This is a genomic window from Alkalihalobacillus sp. BA299, assembly GCF_017745675.1.
GTDB lineage: Bacteria > Bacillota > Bacilli > Bacillales > Bacillaceae_F > Alkalihalobacterium.
On record NZ_JAFLJM010000027.1, the window covers coordinates 1 to 19,217 of the forward strand.

Consider the following 19,217-nt stretch of genomic DNA (forward strand, 5'->3'; position numbering starts at 1 on the left):
CTCTTCACGCATAGCGTGAAGGTTTTGAAAATAAAATAGCCGTTCAGACAAATGAATTTGTCTTGAAAAGGCTATTTTATTTTCAAAAAACGGTCCAAAAGCAACAAAGTTTACGAAAACAGCCTAAAATAAATAAGCTTATAACCAAGATCAATAAATGTATTTCTTGATCTTCATAGTAAACTATCTACCATTACCATTTTATCAGAATGACACCTTGGATTATACATAATGCTTTTAAAGGATTGTGTAAAATTTCATAAAGTGAAACTTCATCTAGTGGGGAGCCTCATCCCCCACTAGATGTTAGTTGAACCAATCGGGTTGTAACTGGCGCTTATCTCCCACTTAGTCTTTCTAGTTCCCGAAGCCTTGAAGTGGGAGTCTTAGCGCCAGTTAAACGGGATAAAAAAGATTACATATAAATATCCCTCTAGTTAGGACTCGCCTTACCGAGAGGGACTTTAATTTACAACCTCGAAAACCGACTTATATTAAGTAACACACCAATTGCAACCAGCATGAGAGTTAAAGAAGAACCTCCATAACTTAAAAACGGCAATGTGATCCCTGTAACTGGCATAAGTCCAGTTACAACTCCGATGTTGATCATAACTTGAATGGCAACCATCGATATTATACCTACCGCTAAAAAACTACCAAATAAATCTGGAGCACCTAAAGCCACTCTAATACCACGCCATAATAAAATGCCAAACAAGAAAATAACAACTAAACCACCAATAAACCCTAACTCTTCAGATAATATAGCAAATATAAAATCCGTCTGCGGCTCAGGTAAATAAAAGTATTTTTGACGACTTTCTCCAAGGCCTAAGCCAAGTAATCCCCCTGGCCCGATTGCATAGAGAGATTGAATGATTTGGAAGCCACTACCTAAAGGATCTGACCACGGGTCGAGAAACGAAGTAATTCGTTTAATACGATAAGGTGCTGATATGATTAGACCTACAAAACCTGCAACACCGATAAGAGCTAAACCTACAAAATGTGCAATACGAGCACCCGATACAAAAATCATAACGACACACGTCCCAACCATTACTGCTCCTGTACCTAAGTCTGGTTGAAGCATGATCAGTCCAAACGCTAAAAGTACAAGTGAAAAAGATGGAATGAGACCGCGCTTTAATGATGTTATTTTTTTTTGATTTTCAGATAAATATTTTGCAAGAAATGCGATCATTGCCATTTTCATAAATTCAGATGGTTGAAAGGAAAATGCACCTACTCCTAACCAACTTCTCGCTCCACCTCGAACGAGTCCAACACCGGGAATTAATACTACAATAAGAAGAATAAAACAAATGATGATCAATACTTTAGACCACTTTCTCCACGTCCAATAATCGACGTTCATAATGAAAAGCATCGCCGCGACTCCTGCACCAGCAAAGAAAATTTGCCGTTTTGCAAAGAAAAACGAATCATCAAACTTATATTGCGCCCATACCGCACTAGAACTATATACCATAATAACACCGATCGTTAATAGTGCAATTGTTGCAATCATCAAAAGAAAATCTGGTGCCGTTTTTGTTTTAGGCAATTATAACACCTCACTCACCAAAAAGTGTTCGTACAACTAATTTTTGTTGTACAACCTCTATTACCTAAACATATGCACCAGATTGATAGAACATGTCCTTTTATCTTTGCATTAACTGCTCAACAGCCTGAATAAACTTCTCGCCTCTTTGTTCAAATGTTTTATACTGATCCCAACTTGCACAAGCAGGTGAAAGTAAGATAACATCACCTGGTTCTGAAAGGTCATACGCTACGGGCACAGCTTCTTCCACATTTAAAACCGAATCGATAATCTTAACTCCAGCTTCTTTAGCAGCAAGGTTAATCTTTTCTTTCGTTTCTCCAAACGTTATAACTGCTTTTACTTTTTTTAATGACGGAATGAAAGCATCAAATGAGTTTCCTCGATCTAATCCCCCAGCTAATAAAATCACCGGTTCAGAAAAAGCTGCAACAGCAGCTTGAGCTGCTAGTATATTAGTTGCTTTAGAGTCGTTATAAAACTTTCGATCATTAAGTGTCTTTACATATTGAACTCTATGTTCTACACCTGTAAACGTCTTTAAAACTTCTACAATTTGTTCCGTACGAGCACCCATCGATTTTGCTGCAGCAATTGCCGCTAATATATTTTCCAAATTATGCTTACCTGGAAGGGTAATATCTACTCTGTCAATTATTTTTTCTTCTTTAAAATATACAATATTATCCTTTACATAAGCTCCACTCAATACTTCTTTTGTAACAGAAAATGGGACTTTAACCCCTTTAACACCCTCAGCAAGCTTCACAACATATTCATCGTCCACATTGATAACATAAAAGTCATCTGTATCTAAGTTAGCAAATATCCTAGCTTTAGCATGACCATAAGCTTCTTTTGTACCATGGTAATCTAAATGCGCATCAAAAAGATTTAATAATACAGCTACCTTTGGATGAAATTCTTCCGTTCCTTGAAGTTGAAAGCTTGATAGTTCTGTTACTATAATGTTTTGAGTTGTAGCTTTCTCTGCCACTTCACAAGCAACGGTTCCTATATTTCCAGCAATGAGTGGCTCTTTCCCACTATTTTTTAGCATTTCGACGATAAGTGTCGTCGTCGTTGTTTTCCCATTAGAACCCGTAATGGCAATCATTTCTGCCTCTGATATTTTGGAAGCTAATTCCACTTCAGTAACGATCGATATGTTACGTTTAAGCGCTTCTTCAACAATCGGATTCGTATATGGAATCCCTGGATTTTTAACAATAAAGTCTACAGGCTCATCCAGTAATGTTAATGGATGTGAACCACAAACGACTTTGATGCCTATACTCTGTAAATCTCTCGCTTGGGGATTCTCTTCAATCGGCTTTGCGTCATTTACCGTAACATTTGCTCCTAACCGGTATAAGAGGCGACTTGCAGCCTCACCACTCTTTGCTAAGCCAAGTACGAGTACATGTTTATTTTTAAATTGTTGTTTATTTTTCATCTAGATCCACACCTCTAAATAAATTCCTAATATAGCAAAGAGCATCCCTACTAACCAGAATGTAACGACTACACGCCATTCGGACCAGCCCGATAACTCATAATGATGGTGAAGAGGGCTCATTTTAAAAACACGTTTCCCTCTCGTTTTAAATGAGATAACTTGAATAATAACAGAAAGGGTTTCGATCACAAAGACTCCACCGATAATAACTAATAAAATTTCAAGCTTTACTAAGATAGCAACAGCTGCAATCGCGCCACCTAAAGCAAGAGATCCTGTGTCGCCCATAAACACTTTTGCAGGATGAGCATTAAAGACTAAAAACCCTAATACCGCACCAACAACTGCACCACAAAATACTGCAACATCAAACATTTCTGCATTCCAAGCTAAGACGGTAAATGCTCCAAATGCAATCGCTCCTGTCCCTGCCAGTAAGCCGTCTAATCCATCCGTTAAATTGACTGCATTCGATGCGCCAACTAACATAACAATAATAAGCGGAAAATAAAGCCATCCGAAATCAAATGAAAAGTTAGTTGCTGGAATAGCAATTTCTGTTGAGAAATCAAGTAGATGTAAACCTAAATAAAATATAATAGCAATAAAAAGTTGACCTACTAATTTTTGCTTAGACGTTAAGCCTAAATTTCGCTTCATAACGACTTTGATAAAGTCATCAAGAAAGCCTATTACCCCATACCCTAACGTAACAAAAAGAAGCAACCAAATTTCAGTTGTGAAAGCTAAAAATTTCGAAATCATAATAATCGTTGTCAGAAGAATTGATAATAATATCATAATTCCCCCCATCGTTGGGGTACCACTTTTCTTCTGATGTGATTTTGGTCCTTCATCTCGAATACTTTGTCCAAATTTTAACTTTCTCAGAAATGGAATCGTTATTGGGGATAATATTACGGCAATGAGGAAAGATGCGATTAATGTAAATAGTAATATGATTTGTTCAAACATTTTCATTGCCTCCTTTCTCTTACATTAAATGTTTAGTAATCGTTTCTAATTGAAGTCCCCTCGATGCTTTAACTAGTACAACTGTCTTTTCATCTAATAGTTTTAAAGCACTATCAATAACATCCTGTTTATTTAAAAAGCGTTGTACTATAAGCGTATGGCCTTTTTTCTCATTAAATGCTTCAAGAATCCACTGTCCTTTTTCTCCAACAGTAAATAAATGAGTAATTGGATTTTCTATCACAGTAGCAACGGAGCGATGGAGCTCTTTTTCACCTGAGCCAAGCTCATACATATCGCCTAATATTAAAATTCGTTTTGAAAAACCTGGTAACTCTTTAACCGCTTCAATAGCGGCCTTCATAGAAGTTGGACTTGCATTATAAGCATCATTAATAATGGTAGAACCGTTTAAACCTCTGAGCCGTTCGAGTCTCATTCCTGTTAAGTTTACTTGTTTTAATCCGCTCTGTATACTGTTTTCTGTTACACCTAGTTCTTTTCCGACAATAATCGCATATGCAGCATTTTTAATATTATGGCGCCCGAGTAGTGGTACTTCAAAAATCGCCTCCTCACCTTTAAAAGAAAATGTAAATCCATACTCGCTTGTTGATATATTCATAATTTGGTTTTTACATGTCTTAGCAAAACCACAAGTGTTTACATTATCACTAAAGAAGGGTTGAAGTAAAGGCTCATCCCCGTCAACAATTACATTTCCACCTTTTTGTAGGCCCTTTATAATCTCCATCTTTGCTTGAGCGATCCCTTCTCGACTTCCTAATTGTTCAATATGAGATTCGCCAATATTCGTTACTACCGCAATATTAGGCTCTGCAATTTTACTTAATAATTCAATTTCACCAAACCCACTCATTCCCATTTCTAAAATAAGCAGTTCACAATCCTTTTCCATCTCTAAAATAGTTAAAGGTAAACCGATATGATTATTAAAATTCCCTTGCGTCTTGTGCGTTTTAAACATCGTTGATAAAACAGCATCTAGTAAATCCTTTGTTGTTGTTTTGCCATTACTCCCAGTTACTCCTACTACGATAGGGTCGACAGATTTAAGGTATTTTTTTGCTAATTGCTGTAGCGCTTGTATAGTTTCTGTTACAAAGTAGAGCTGAAACTCTTCTGGTAAATCGTCAGGTACAGTCCTATCCTTTTGCCATAATGAAGCGGTAGCCCCTTTTTCAATCGCAGTATGAATAAAGTCATGTCCGTCAAATCGATCACCAACGATGGGAATAAACAAGCCTTTCTCCATCGGCTTACGACTATCAGTAAATACACCCGAAAATATTAAATTAGTGTTCTCATGCTTAACCCGCTCTGAAATTTCTTCAACTAATTTTCCTAGTATCCTCATTAAATTCTCTCCTCGATGATCGTTCTTGCTACAGCTCTATCATCAAACGTAAAAACATTTTTACCGACAATTTGATACGTCTCATGTCCTTTTCCTGCAATGAGAACAACATCATTCTCTTTCGCTTGATTGATCGCATACTCAATGGCTTCCCTTCGATCAACAATGGAAGTATAGTTTTCACCTTTTACTCCGGATTCCATGTCTATCAAGATAGCTTCAGGTTGTTCGCTTCTTGGATTGTCCGAAGTGAATATAGTTTGATCAGCATATTTAACCGCGATTTGCGCCATGATCGGCCGTTTCGTTCGATCACGGTCACCACCGCAACCAACTACACAATAAATTTTTCCTTTTGCTAACTCTTTAATTGTCATGAGGACATTTTCTAAACTATCGGGAGTGTGAGCGTAATCAACGATAACCGTAAAATCTTGCCCTGCTTCTACCGTCTCAAATCTACCAGAGACTCCTTGGATACTTTCTAAACTTTTTTTAATGTTTACTAAAGGGATTCCTTGAACTAAACAAGCAGCAGTGGCTGCCAAAGCATTGTAAACACTAAACTTTCCAATTAAACGTAGGCTTACATCTGTTGACCCCACTGGTGTAGTTAATGTAAATGAAGTTCCACCGGCTTTCATCTGTATATTCTTTGCACGAATATCACTTTTTTCATTGATCCCGTATGTCACGACTTGAGCTGCTGTCATCTTTTTGTATTCTTCTGTAGCCTGGTCATCGTCATTTAATATCGCTATTTTTTTACTTGGTTGATTATATGTATTTCCTAGTTGTGAAAAGAGGAGACCTTTTGCAAACTTATAAGCTTCCATTGTTTCATGATAGTCAAGATGATCAGGCGTTAAATTTGTAAACACTGCAATATTAAAGTCACACCCTCTAACTCTTCCAAGGTGTAAGGCATGAGAAGATACTTCCATAATTGCCGTACTTACTTTTTGATCTACCATTTGTTTAAATGTTTTTTGCAGAGTTAGTGATTCAGGAGTTGTATTTTTCGTTTCAAACGTTTGTTGACCTATTTTTGTATACATCGTACCAATTAAACCAGTGAGTTCCCCCATATCATTTAGTACTTTTTCAATAAGATGCGTCACTGTCGTCTTACCATTTGTTCCGGTAATTCCAATAAGTGATAATTTCGTTGTTGGATAATCATAAAAATGATTGGAAAGAATAGCCATCGCTCGCTTTGTGTCATTTACTACAATGACAGGGACTGATGCTTGCATTTCATGTTCAGCTAAAATTGCACTTGCGCCATTAGCAATGGCTTGATCTACATAGTCGTGCCCATCAACGGTAAACCCTTTAATACAAACAAACAAACTGCCAACTTGCACTTCTCTTGAATCCATTTCAATGGACGTTATCGTAGGATTTGTTTGTTCGTCTGAATGCTTAACATATTGTAATTGTTTTACGAGTTGATCTAAATTCATAGTAAATACCCTTTCTATCACGCACTTTTAATATCTATCGTAGGAAAAAGAGGAGCTTTTTAATCATAATTGAAAGGTTTTTCTGTTATAAGTGTATGTTTCACTTACTTGAAGAAGTCCCCTTTCCTTTAGTAGCCTCCCCTTAACACAATGAATCCCTCCGAAAAGTAATGCCGGAGGGAATAAAGTGTCACAGAACTATTTTAGTCTGTTGTGTCTGATTTGTCACCCATATAAAGTCGAATTGTTGAACCAGCTTTTACTTTTACACCAGGTTCCGGTGCTTGGGCTAACACTTTGGACCCACTTCCTGAAGCGTCGATTTTTAAATCATAATACGCTTGGTTGATTTCTCGAATAGAAAGTCCAATAAGATCTGGAATCTCCACAATAGGTTCATCATTCCAAGCTTTTTCTTTTTCAATTTGCTCTGAACGCTTTTCAACCCCCATCGCGGCCAAGCTATCACCAATAATTTTCCCAACTATCGGAGCTGCTACAACACCACCGAATTGAACCGTTCCTTTAGGATTATCTATAGCCACATATACAACAATTTCCGGACTATCAGCTGGAGCCATACCAATAAATGAGACGATATGGTTATTTTCTAAATATCGGCCATCTTTCGCTTTCTGCGCTGTTCCCGTTTTCCCTCCGACTCGATACCCGTCTACATATGCACCTTTCCCTGTCCCAAGAGCAACTACAGTTTCGAGTGCATGACGAATTTCTTTAGATGTTTCTTCTGATATGACTCTTCTTTTTAAAATTGGTGCCTGAGAGCTGACAACTTGACCTGAGGCTGGATCGATCCATTCCTTTGCGATAAATGGTTGATATAAATATCCACCATTTATCGCTGCCGAAACAGCTGCTACCTGTTGAATCGGTGTAACAGAAACCCCTTGACCAAATGCTGTTGTAGCTAACTCTAGGGGACCTACTCTATCTCGACTAAACAATATCCCTTTTGCTTCTCCTTGGAGGTCAATACCTGTTTTTTCGCCAAATCCAAATTTTTCAATATAATTAAATAAACGATCCTTTCCTAGACGTTCGCCGAGTACGACAAAACCTGGGTTACACGAGTTTTGAACGACCTCTAGAAAAGTTTGGTGACCGTGCCCCCCCTTTTTCCAACATCGCAGCCTGTGGCCTGACACTTCGATAAATCCTGGGTCGTTGAACGTTTCTTTGTGCAGATCAACTTCCCCCTCCTCTAATGCAGCCGCAATTGTGATGATCTTGAATGTCGACCCTGGCTCATATTGCATCCAAACTGGTTTGTTTTGATTATAAATTTCTGGCGGGACTTCTCTGAAGTTTTCAGGATTATAATGAGGACGGCTTGACATCCCAAGAATTTCCCCTGTATTTGGGTTCATCGCTATGGCAATTGCTCCATCAGGATTATACGTGGCTTCAGCAATATCTAATTCCCGTTCAATAATAGTTTGAACTCTGCTATCAATCGTAAGTTTTAAATTAAGACCGTCTATTGGTGGCGTGTACTCATCGGCCAAGTCTGGTAGTCTTTTACCTTTTGCATCCGAAAAGAATGAAACATGTCCTTTTTTCCCACTTAAATGTTCATCATAATATAACTCGAGTCCTGTTAACCCTTGATTATCAATTCCAGCAAAACCTAAGACATGTGATAAAAACTTCCCATTTGGGTAATGTCTTTTACTATCTTCAGCAACATATACTCCAGGTAAATCTAACGAACGTACTTCATTTGCTTTTTCTTTCGGTATTTTTCTACCTTCTGGATTAAGCCTAACTGAAGATGCACTTTTTGTTATTAGTTCATATGCCTTTTGTCGATCCATATTTAATACATTCGCTAATTTCTCGGCTGTCTCAGCAGGTTCTTTCACTTGACGTGGAACAACTAAAATGGAAGGTGCACTAACATTTGTAGCTAGAATTTCATCATTTCGATCTAAAATTTCTCCTCGCTTTGCTTCAAACGGAATGTCACGACTCCAGGAATCTTCTGCACGGTCTGTTAACCAGTCACCCATACCAAACTGCACATAACCAAGGCGGATCGCAATAATTATAAATATGAGTAAACCACATATTAATACAAACACTAAACGTTTTCGTACGGTTACATTGGACACTCGCACTTCCTGTACCCCCAATTTTCAACCTAGATTTCACATATAATAAGGCTTGTCATGCTTGTTTAACTTATATGCGTAAATCTAGGTAATTAGAACACAAATGGGGTTTGCTTATTGATCTTCAATTGGACCTTGATCTTCTTCCATTTCTTCATGTTGCTCGTTGAAGTCAGAATGAGGCAACTGCAATTCAATTGTTATATGTTCTTCTTTCCTAATAGGACTTCCTGCAGTAATGCTTTGATTTGTAACATAGCCTGTACCGAATATATTCATATTAAGATCCAATCCTTTTGATAGTTTCATTGCATCGCGAAACGACCATCCTTCAATACTTGGCATTTTGTATTGTTCACTATCGGTGACAAGGAGTACCTTTTCATTATCAATGACATACCTTTCTGACAACGGTTGTTGTCCTTCGACCTTTTCTCCATCTCCTATGACAATAACATCTAAACCTTCACGAACTAATTCACCTTTTACCGCTTCGATTGATTTTCCTATATAGTTTCCAAGTTTAAAACCAATCTCTTCATTTCGGACAGCCTCCTGAAAATCTGGGGTTATATTTAAATATTGTAAACTATGCTTCATGACCGTATTAAAAATTTCAGATACCGGAGCAGAACCTGACTCGGTTTGTTTTAATTTCGGTTGTTCAACTGCTACATACACGATGACACTAGGATCATCTTTAGGTGCCATTCCTAAAAAAGAAAAGATGTTTTTTCCATGTCCGTGCAGGTATCCAGGACCATCTGGGTTAGGAATTTGCGCGGTACCTGTCTTCCCAATGATATCAAACCCTTCAATAAAATAAGGGGTTCCTGTACCAGCTGAAGAAGTCACAACTGTTTCCAAAATGTCTTTCATTTGTTCAGCAGTTTCTTTAGAAATAGGTTGTCCAATAGCTTTTGGCTCAATTTTCTCAATAACCTTTCCTGACTCCTTATTAACTATTCTGTCGATAACATACGGCTTCATCATCGTTCCATTATTAGCAATCGCTGTAGCAGCTTGAACTTGTTGGATCGGAGTAACAGCTGTTGCTTGTCCAAACGCTGTAGAAATAGCATTAGATGCATTTTTCCGAGCAATTAAACTTGAAACCTCACCTGGTAAATCAATCCCTGTTTGCCGTGTAAAACCAAACTTTTCAAGGTATTCATAAACTTTATCTGTACCCAATTTCTCATTTGCAATTTTTGAAAAAGCAACATTCGATGAACGCTGCATCCCCTCATCATACGTAATCATTCCCCAGCCTCTACCTTGATTATGGTCAGAAATTATTCGATTACCTATTCGATATGTTCCTGATTGAAATTCCTCACTTCCATCATAAACCCCTTCTTCGATGGCTGCTGCTAAGGTAAACATTTTCATCGTAGAACCTGGTTCGAAGCGGTCGGCAACGGCAAAGTTTCTAAAATTTGAAATTTCTTCGTAGTAATTAGGGTTAAAGCTCGGACGATTACTCATCGCTAATATTTGACCTGTCTTCGGATCTGCAACAATCGCAATCATTTTTTCTGGATCATAATCTTCTTCGACCTTTGTCATAACTTGTTCTAACGCTGTTTGAATATTTGAATCAAGTGTTAAATATACGTCACTTCCATGTTTCGGCGGCTCAACAGTTTCTTTAGGATCTGGCAATCGAATTCCTTTCCGATCCCTTTGATAAACTACCGATCCATCTTCTGCTCGTAACAATTCATCTAAACTAAGTTCAAGCCCCATTCTCGACTTTTCCATATTCCTTTCTGTGTATCCAATCACATGAGATGCATACGTTTGTTTCGGGTAATAACGCCGTGGCTCTTTTCTAAATTCAATACCTGGTAAATCATATGCTTTGATCGTTTCCATTTTATCATGACTCATGTTCTTTGCACCGGGTCCTAATTCCACTTGAAACCGATCACTCGACAAAAGCCGCTCAAGATTTTCAACTGACATGTTAATATGTGGCGACAACACTTCTGCCGTTTCCCTTGGATCCTTTACATACTGTTCCTGATTTTCATCTAAAACAGCAAACATCGTATACGAACTGATTTCTTGCGCTAGCTTACTTCCTTCACGGTCAAAAATTGTGCCACGAGTACCTTCAATTACATTTTTGGTCGTCCATCTTTGTTCTGCCATTTCGCTTAAATCATGTCCGTTTACTTCCTTTGTAGTTTGAAGCAAGATAATTCTACCAATAAGAATTACAAAACAAAGAAGAAAAATGGCCATAATGAAAACCGCTCTCTTGTTAGTAACAGCTCTCTTATGAATTTCCACTATAATCACATCCCATTCTTAAATAGCGCAAGGCGCCCATTTAACTTCAACAAGTAAATAATAACAATCCCTAAAAAAAAGAGCTTTTACTTAAAAAGAAAACTAGCTCACAACGGAACTAGTTTTGTATTACTTTTACTTTATTGTCATCTAAAGACATCCCCAGCTCTTCCGTTGCAATTTGTAAAATTCTATCAGGTGCACTTAATTCTACTACTTGTAATTGAAGGCCATCATTGACTTGAGACTGTTGTTGAATATCTCTTTGCAGGTTATGGATATCCCTGTTAAGTGAATATGCCGATGCATAATTTGCAATGATCATTGTGATAACTACTGAAAAAGCTACAACTGCTAATAGAGCTAGCCCCTTTTCTCCTTTAGTAATAGGAAATGCCCTTTGTTTAGGAGACCTCGATTGTTTTTGCTGCTGATCTTCGATTCCTTTTGGCTGCTGCTGATACTGACGAGCTAAATTACTCATAGTGTAACCTCCTTCAATTTTTTTCTGCTATCCGCAGTTTCGCTGAACGAGCTCGGTTATTCATTTCAAGTTCATCTACACTTGCAATTATGGGTTTCTTCGTAATTAAGGAAAGTTTAGGTTCATACCCTTGAGGAATCATCGGCATTCCAGGAGGTAAATCAGGGCCTTTGCTTTCTTTCTTAAACATATCTTTACATATTCTATCTTCTAAAGAATGGAATGTTATCACACATATCCGACCTTTAGGTGCTGTCATCTCAATCGAATCTGCTAAAGCTTGCTCAAAAGCTCCCAATTCATCATTTACAGCAATTCGTATAGCTTGGAAAGTCCGTTTAGCAGGATGCCCTCCTGTCCTTCTAGCCGGAGCAGGTATTGCTGACTTGATAATTTCAACTAGCTCCCCAGTTGTTTCAATCGCCTTCTTTTCTCTTGCAGCTTCAATCTTTCTGGCAATTTGTTTAGCAAATTTCTCTTCTCCATACCTCGATATAATTGAAACTAATCTTCCAAACTCCCACTCATTCACAACTTCATACGCACTTAAGGGTGCCGTTTGATCCATTCTCATATCAAGTGGTGCATCTTGGTGATAACTAAAACCGCGATCTGCTTCATCTAGTTGTGGAGAAGAGACGCCAAGGTCAAAAAGAATTCCATCAACCTGATCGATCCCTCTAATATGAAGCTCTTCTTTCAGAAAACGAAAGTTACTTTTGATTAAAGTTATTTTTCCTTCATATTGATTTAACTTTTTTTGTGCATTGGCTATCGCTGCATCATCTTGATCGAAAGCAAAAAGATGTCCCTCAGAGTTTAGGCGAGATACTATTAATTCACTATGACCTGCCCCCCCGAGGGTACAGTCTACATAAATTCCATCTTCTTTTATATTCAAACCTTCAACTGACTCTTCTCTTAACACTGTAATATGATTAAACATACCTTCCACCTCTTTATGCTTTTCTTAGATGCACTCACTAAAGATCGAAATCCACGATGTTTTCAGCAATCTCACTAAACGACTCTTCCGACTCCATAAAGTAGTCTTCCCAGATTGCTTTACTCCAAATTTCTACTCGGTTAGAAACCCCAATAATGACACATTCTTTTTCTATATTTGCATATTCCCTTAGGGGTGAAGCAATATTTACTCTACCCTGTTTGTCAAGCTCACATTCAGTTGCACCGGAAAAGAAAAATCGAGTAAAGGCTCTGGCATCTTTTTTTGTAAATGGGAGAGATTTTAATTTACCTTCAAGAATTTTCCATTCGTCTTGTGGGTAGACGAATAATGAACGATCAAGTCCACGAGTGACAACAAAAGAGTCTCCAAGTTCTTCACGGAACTTAGCAGGAATAATAAGCCTTCCCTTTTCATCGACATTATGCCGATACTCTCCCATGAACATAACCTTTTCACCATCCCCCACTTTATACCTCTAAGTTACCACATCCCCCCACTTTATACCACTAGATTTTCTAATTCTCCTCATAAAAAAAAAATCCTGCAAAAATGCAGAATTTTTTTCTTTGAATGTGATAAATTTCAATTGTGAATACCAGTTGATTTTAGATAATATGAAACAAATAAACTTACTCAGTGGCAGGTCTATCTTCCACTCAGTGAACGAAGGTGCTATACTTCAATAACCTTATGATGACTATTTATTTTAAAATCTTGTACTTTTATTTTATCAACCATATCGATACCTAAAAGGTTAATAAATTGAAATATATTATAAATTCGCTCCTGAGGCTTATCATTTGGACTGACAATGTTGTCAATCGCATCATACTTCAACAATTCATACCGATATTTTTCCTTTTGCTGTCGTTCTAATTTTTGCTGAAGAATACCAACTTGATCTATAAGAATACGAATATTTTTAGTTGCAAGCTTTTCCGAAGTTTCATCTAATTGTTCAGCAATTTGACGCAACGGTGTGTGTATTTCTACTATTTGATCTTTAACTTGAATAGCAAGCTCATCAATGTTCCACTTTTTTTGTTTTGCGTACCACTCATCCCTCATTAACGGTAACTGATTTGAAAGAGCTTCTTCTACTTTTATTCCTTTTTCTGATAACCATTCCATATGTTTTTTTTCTAACAACGTTAGCGAAAGTCTAGGTACGATTGGAGGCATTTTCATTTCTAGGGTTTCAAACACTTTTTTTAACGTCGACCAATAGGCTATTTCTCCTGGTCCGCCTACAAATGCGAGAACAGGTAATAAGTACTCTTGCATCACAGGGCGAGTAACCACATTATTGCTTAATCGCTCTGGTGATATTTGCGCGATCTGAAGTAAGTCGCTTTTTGAATACTTTTTATGGTTGGCCTTAAAAGTTGTTTCATTCACGCGATCTAATCTATAGCGTTGTCCGTCTTCAACAATAAAAAGATTCGCATTTTCTTCATTGCGGTCAATCGGTGTTCCAAAGTCAAGTTGTGCGATTTTTTCAGACTGTGATAGAAATGCTTTCTGAATGTTTGCATTTTCTTCAATCAGCATCGAGAACATTGATGTCTCCATGCTTCGAATGTTAGGGTCTGCAGAATCAAGTAACACGAGTCCCTCTTCTTTGAAAAACCACGCCATTAACTGACTAAAGAAATCGGAATAATTAGTCGATTCCTCCAATAAACAGGTTACAATTTCAAGCAACCCGTTTGTATATTCTGTTTCTTGCATCGAAGCAAATACGTCTTCAACCCATTGTTTTGTTTTTTCATAATCAAGCTGTCTTTCTGACAACGGGATTTTATTATCTTCATATCCATCAATTAATTGGTGCTTGACTAAGTTGTCTTTATCTTGCAGAAATAAATGATTAACTTCAAGAAAGTCATGATCCTCTCCAGCCACCCAAAAAACAGGAATGACAGGAACATCTAGATTACTTTCTTGTTCTTTAGCCATTATGATAACCGTCAAAGCTTTGTAAATTGTATACAATGGACCAGTAAGCAATCCAGGTTGTTGCCCGGTAACTACAACCACACTTTTAGGGTTACGGAGACGTTCTACTTGTATCAATGATTTTTCATGGTGAACAAGCCGTTCATTATACAGTTTTAATGCATCAGCTAAGCCCTCACGATTATACGTTCGATTTTTCAAATATTCATAACGATTTTCATATGTAGATTTTTTCCGAAAGTCATACTCAAAATACGAAAGGAGCTGAGGATCCTTTTGTAAATATGCCTTAGCAATTTTAGTTGTTGGTGAAAGTTGAATTTCTTTCACATTCATTATGTAACGCCCTTTCATTTAAAACTTAGCACTCGAACGATTTGATTATAGCAAACTGATAAACACACACAAAATAAAATGCTTAAAAATTAACTATTAAAAAGTCGTGAAATTAATCCGTACGTACTTAACATAATATATACAATAAAAAATAAGATGAAATTAAATCGCCATATCCCTCTAAATAAACGGATAAAATGTACATCATTTGCTACTTTCCAATGGATGATCGTAAAGCAAATAGCCACCACAAAAAATGCAATTAAGATAACCCATAAGAACGATTGATTCCAAATTTCATAACTAATAAAATATACAGCACTAATAAAAAATACTAATGAAATATCAGCAGCAAGTCGAATAGAATAACTTTTTTTCTTCGTAATTTTCACAGTAATAATATACACTATGTACCACCCTACAATAGGTAACGTCACAACTGTAGCGATAAACCAAGCAAAAGCACTACTCAACCTTCTCCCTCTCTTCCTGTTCTATTCCCTTAATACTTTCATATAAAAAAGTCGTAACAGGCATAGGTAATCGTTTTTCTTCAGCTTTTTGTAATACATACCCTAAAATAGCTTCAATTTCGGTTTCATTCCTATTCTCAACATCACGAAGCATCGACGATCGATTTTGAGCCGTTTTTTCACAAATCATGACGACCTCTCCCCAAACCTCTTCTCTATTTTCTAAATTGATACTTTCAACTGTTTCTTCGTAAACTAACCGCATTAACTTTAAGAAATGTGGATTGGAAATGAGAACACCATTTGTCACTCTATATAGAGCAGTTAAAGGATTTATACATGAATTAACGACTAACTTTCGCATCATGATCATTAACCAATCATTCGTGACGACGATCGGAAAATGATGTTCAGTCAACGCCTGCCAAATACTAGTCCAATTAATTATCTTACCTTTAATAGCTCCTATTTTAATTGTTCCAATACCAGTATGGTGAACTTCAGTCATCGAAAAACGCATCGCCCCGTGTTCCACAATTCCAATAATGATTGTTTCAATGGGAAGCTTTTTTATTTTATCAAGATGCCCCATTCCATTTTGCAAAAATATCACAGCCTTGGGATACTTAATGTGTCTTTGAATAGTATTGCATACCTCTTTAATATGAAATTGCTTAACTGTTACAAATACTAGCTCATCGTCTAAAAAAACAACTTCATCAAGCGGCTTTGCATGAACATGAATGTTATGAACTTCATTATTTCTTTTCAAAGTAATTCCATGCTCTTCAAGTTGCACTGCTTGCAGCTTTTTACGCGTATAGATAGTAACGATAAAGCCACTTTTTCTTAAATAGGCGGATAAAAGGAGGCCAATTGCCCCACCACCAATAACACCAACTCTCACATGATCACTCCGCTCAAGTCATTTTTCTAATAACCTTTAGAATTCATCTACTTAAGATAATTATTATTTATGAGGTCAAAACCTTATTTTTATGATTCACTTATAGTAAATAATAGCATAATTGTTACGAAAGACGAATTACCATTTTATAATTTTTCTTAAGCCTAAAACAATTATCGGAATTTTTTTACTTTTTTATAATTCTAGTAGAATTTTATTTTTTTAAAGATGACCTCATCTTTTTGTAGTAAAATAAAAAGTGTGGTGATTATTTATTATTCTTAATATACTACTACTTTTTTGGGAGGTCATCTTATGGAGAAACCAGAAGTTAAGCGCTTACTTATTAATTATAAAACGTTAGAAGAATTTCAGAACTTCCGTGAATACGGAGCCCCTGAACTTTCAATGAAGGAAGACCTACAGGCGAATATTATCGAAAATGACAGTGAATCCCCATTTTATGGTATATACTACGGTAACAAGCTGATTGCAAGAATGAGTCTTTATCTAGTAGAAGGAAAGTTTGACAAATATTTTGAGCCACCTCAAGATTATTTAGAACTATTTAAACTCGAAGTACTAGAGGCTTATCAACATAGAGGGTATGGAAAAGCTCTAGTAGATTTCGCAAAAAGTTTTAACTTACCAATAAAAACAAATGCACGGCAACGTTCAGATGATTTTTGGAATAAGATGGGCTTCAAATCCGCAACATATCAATCTGCACGTGATCGTGGAGAAAACCCTTTTGTATGGTATCCAGAGGGTGTAAAAGAACAAGTATTAATCGAAGAAGAATAATAGGAAAATTTGATTTATCGCAACAACCGTAAAAGTCAAAAAGGGCAACTCAGGTGAGTAGCCCTTTTTGTATGTTATTTTAATTTGTTTTGTTCTCTTCAGGTAAAACCGCCATTTTTCTTGCCCGATCCATAATATTGATTAACGTCCTGTAATCTTCGTTAATAGTTTCTTTTTCTTTCTTTATTACTTTTATTTCCTTTTTCAGTTTTTCATTTAATTCTTTGAGTTTGTTATTTTCCATGCTGAGCTTTTCATTTTCACCTTCAAGCTTGGTATTATGTCCTAGCTTGCTGGCATATTTCTGCAGAAATTGGATTACATCATCCAGCGTCATATCACTAGATACTGTTTTCTTTTCAGCAACTGGAGTTGAGAATTCTTCTTCGCTTGTATGAGAAGAATTAGCAATGGAAGTTACTTCCACATCTTCACTCGCTTCAACTTCATAGTTTGCTTGATCATCATCCTTTGTCAGCTTACTTTTTTTGCGTTGCTTTTTAGCCAAGGTGATAGCAGCATCATACTTTTTTCGAATCGTAGAGTTCCAACGAAATCCACACGCAGCTGACGTACGCTGCAATCTTTCACCGACTTCTTCAAATGCAGCAAGCTGTGTACTACCTTCTCTTATATGACGTAAAACCACTTCAGCTAAGATTAAATCCTCATCATTCGTCCAAGCATCTTGCCGAATAATAGACATGTTATTTCCCTCCTAAAACATCTTTTGTCTATACTTATGCATCTACTAGATAAGATAGACTTTTATGTTCTATTAAAGGATTATGTCCTCGATTTAGTTAAAGTATTCCTCTTGTCGTATAAATGAGAATTATAGTTAGCATTTTAAGCCGGCTTTTTTGTACGGGGTTATAAGGTAACTCCATTCATTTACTTCGATAAAAATTTTTCAACTGCAGCATGGTGTTCATCCGTTTCCCATAACGTTGAACATTCATCAATTTCGTTTAGGAATCTATTCTTAACACTAGCTTTATCAAAACGGTCATTCCAGCGTTTTTTATAAGCTCTTAGTACAGCTGTTGACTGTTTTAAAAAAGGTGCCAGCCATTCCTTACATCCTTGATCAAAGTTTTCAGCCTCAATAATTTGCTGGACAAAATTCAAACCTATAGCTTCTTCCGCTGTAAAACGTTTCGCTGTCATGAGCATTTGTAATGCATCTGCTTGACTGATTCTTTCTAATAACATCGTGGATGCTCCCCAGCCTGTCGTTATGCCAAGTGTTCCTTGAACAAACCCAACCTTAACGTGCGGTGCTGCTAAACGAAAGTCGCATGCAGTCGCTAGCTCACAGCCTCCACCTACTGCCGTACCATTAATTGCTGCTACCGTCGGTTTCGGAAAGAAAAAGAGACGAAACAGAATTTCACCCATTTTCAAAAGCATCTCTTCAGCTTGTTTTTTTGTATGTAATAAATGAAAAATCGAAAGGTCTCCTCCAGAGCAAAAAGCTTGGTCACCTTGCCCTCTTATAACAACGAGCTTATCTTCATCATTTGTTTCAATTTCATCAAGCTTTTCTGTCAGTAAATCCATAACATCATAATCGACTGCATTTCTTTTATCCTGACGATTAATAATTAACCAAGCAATCCCATCTTCTCGAACTAACTGTACTTTTGCCACAAACTCTGCCCCCTTTACTCTTACTCGATTCTTTCGACATTATTTTTAATATTTCCTTCAATTTAAGAAAAGAAGTGGATATGACAAGAGTTGCATTAAAAAAATAAGCAAAAGGCTTAGCCTTTTGCTTATTGTTTATGAAACTCATTTATTATTTGTTTAAAACGTCTTGGCCTTTGTATGATCCACACTCTTTACATACACGGTGTGCAATTTTTAACTCTCCACACTCTGGGCACTTTACCATACCTGGTACTGCTAATTTGTAGTGAGTACGACGTTTTCTTTTGCGAGTTTTTGAAGTTCTTCTAAAAGGTACTGCCATCATTCCCACCTCCTTAAAGGGCTAT

17 protein-coding genes are annotated in these 19,217 nt (G+C 36.9%); 1 reads left to right on the top strand and 16 read right to left on the bottom strand.

Annotated elements, in window-relative coordinates; translation table 11 throughout:
- Nucleotides 1-469: 469 nt before the first annotated feature.
- The 13 genes from spoVE to J0N78_RS23230 form a co-directional block, all read right to left on the bottom strand.
- Complete coding sequence (spoVE, locus tag J0N78_RS23170) at nucleotides 470-1,570, bottom strand: stage V sporulation protein E (RefSeq protein ID WP_209125462.1); 1,101 nt, start codon at nucleotides 1,568-1,570, stop codon at nucleotides 470-472.
- 100 nt (nucleotides 1,571-1,670) lie between these two features.
- Nucleotides 1,671-3,029: a UDP-N-acetylmuramoyl-L-alanine--D-glutamate ligase gene (gene murD / locus J0N78_RS23175; RefSeq protein WP_209125463.1), complete on the bottom strand. Its 1,359-nt coding sequence runs from the start codon at nucleotides 3,027-3,029 to the stop codon at nucleotides 1,671-1,673.
- Complete coding sequence (gene mraY / locus J0N78_RS23180) at nucleotides 3,030-4,007, bottom strand: phospho-N-acetylmuramoyl-pentapeptide-transferase (RefSeq protein ID WP_209125464.1); 978 nt, start codon at nucleotides 4,005-4,007, stop codon at nucleotides 3,030-3,032. It abuts the gene before it with no gap.
- Between the two features lie 19 nt (nucleotides 4,008-4,026).
- Nucleotides 4,027-5,385 (bottom strand): UDP-N-acetylmuramoyl-tripeptide--D-alanyl-D-alanine ligase, encoded by a 1,359-nt coding sequence (locus tag J0N78_RS23185; protein ID WP_209125465.1) that lies wholly within the window; start codon nucleotides 5,383-5,385, stop codon nucleotides 4,027-4,029.
- Entirely contained in the window at nucleotides 5,385-6,851 is a 1,467-nt protein-coding gene (locus J0N78_RS23190) for a UDP-N-acetylmuramoyl-L-alanyl-D-glutamate--2,6-diaminopimelate ligase (RefSeq protein WP_209125466.1), read from the bottom strand. The genes J0N78_RS23185 and J0N78_RS23190 overlap by 1 nt, the downstream gene beginning before the upstream one ends.
- Before the next feature lie 203 nt (nucleotides 6,852-7,054).
- A complete protein-coding gene (locus tag J0N78_RS23195; RefSeq protein WP_209125467.1) occupies nucleotides 7,055-8,989 on the bottom strand; it encodes a stage V sporulation protein D in 1,935 nt (644 codons plus the stop codon).
- A gap of 108 nt (nucleotides 8,990-9,097) precedes the next feature.
- Nucleotides 9,098-11,281, bottom strand: coding sequence for a penicillin-binding protein (locus tag J0N78_RS23200; RefSeq protein ID WP_209125468.1), 2,184 nt, complete (start codon nucleotides 11,279-11,281; stop codon nucleotides 9,098-9,100).
- 118 nt (nucleotides 11,282-11,399) lie between these two features.
- The gene (gene ftsL / locus J0N78_RS23205; RefSeq protein WP_209125469.1) at nucleotides 11,400-11,765 is read right to left on the bottom strand and encodes a cell division protein FtsL; all 366 of its coding nucleotides are present in this window, start codon (nucleotides 11,763-11,765) and stop codon (nucleotides 11,400-11,402) included.
- 13 nt (nucleotides 11,766-11,778) lie between these two features.
- Entirely contained in the window at nucleotides 11,779-12,711 is a 933-nt protein-coding gene (gene rsmH / locus J0N78_RS23210) for a 16S rRNA (cytosine(1402)-N(4))-methyltransferase RsmH (RefSeq protein ID WP_209125470.1), read from the bottom strand.
- Between the two features lie 37 nt (nucleotides 12,712-12,748).
- Nucleotides 12,749-13,180 carry a division/cell wall cluster transcriptional repressor MraZ gene (gene mraZ, locus J0N78_RS23215; RefSeq protein ID WP_209125514.1) on the bottom strand — a complete coding sequence of 144 codons (432 nt, stop codon included), beginning with the start codon at nucleotides 13,178-13,180 and terminating at the stop codon, nucleotides 12,749-12,751.
- A gap of 227 nt (nucleotides 13,181-13,407) precedes the next feature.
- The gene (bshC, locus tag J0N78_RS23220) at nucleotides 13,408-15,030 is read right to left on the bottom strand and encodes a bacillithiol biosynthesis cysteine-adding enzyme BshC (protein WP_209125471.1); all 1,623 of its coding nucleotides are present in this window, start codon (nucleotides 15,028-15,030) and stop codon (nucleotides 13,408-13,410) included.
- A gap of 89 nt (nucleotides 15,031-15,119) precedes the next feature.
- Nucleotides 15,120-15,503, bottom strand: coding sequence for a DUF3397 domain-containing protein (locus J0N78_RS23225; RefSeq protein ID WP_209125472.1), 384 nt, complete (start codon nucleotides 15,501-15,503; stop codon nucleotides 15,120-15,122).
- Nucleotides 15,496-16,410 carry a 2-dehydropantoate 2-reductase gene (locus tag J0N78_RS23230; protein ID WP_209125473.1) on the bottom strand — a complete coding sequence of 305 codons (915 nt, stop codon included), beginning with the start codon at nucleotides 16,408-16,410 and terminating at the stop codon, nucleotides 15,496-15,498. The genes J0N78_RS23225 and J0N78_RS23230 overlap by 8 nt, the downstream gene beginning before the upstream one ends.
- Before the next feature lie 315 nt (nucleotides 16,411-16,725).
- Here J0N78_RS23230 and J0N78_RS23235 point away from each other — a divergent pair, with 315 nt between their 5' ends.
- Nucleotides 16,726-17,214, top strand: coding sequence for an N-acetyltransferase (locus J0N78_RS23235; RefSeq protein WP_209125474.1), 489 nt, complete (start codon nucleotides 16,726-16,728; stop codon nucleotides 17,212-17,214).
- Nucleotides 17,215-17,293: 79 nt separating this feature from the next.
- Here J0N78_RS23235 and J0N78_RS23240 read toward each other — a convergent pair whose 3' ends face one another.
- The 3 genes from J0N78_RS23240 to rpmF all read right to left on the bottom strand — a co-directional run bounded on the left by J0N78_RS23240 (nucleotide 17,294) and on the right by rpmF (nucleotide 19,192).
- A complete protein-coding gene (locus J0N78_RS23240; RefSeq protein ID WP_209125475.1) occupies nucleotides 17,294-17,920 on the bottom strand; it encodes an RsfA family transcriptional regulator in 627 nt (208 codons plus the stop codon).
- Between the two features lie 188 nt (nucleotides 17,921-18,108).
- Nucleotides 18,109-18,867: an enoyl-CoA hydratase/isomerase family protein gene (locus J0N78_RS23245; protein ID WP_209125476.1), complete on the bottom strand. Its 759-nt coding sequence runs from the start codon at nucleotides 18,865-18,867 to the stop codon at nucleotides 18,109-18,111.
- 151 nt (nucleotides 18,868-19,018) lie between these two features.
- Nucleotides 19,019-19,192, bottom strand: a complete 174-nt coding sequence (rpmF, locus tag J0N78_RS23250; RefSeq protein ID WP_075385538.1) for a 50S ribosomal protein L32 — start codon at nucleotides 19,190-19,192, stop codon at nucleotides 19,019-19,021.
- Nucleotides 19,193-19,217 lie beyond the last annotated feature (25 nt).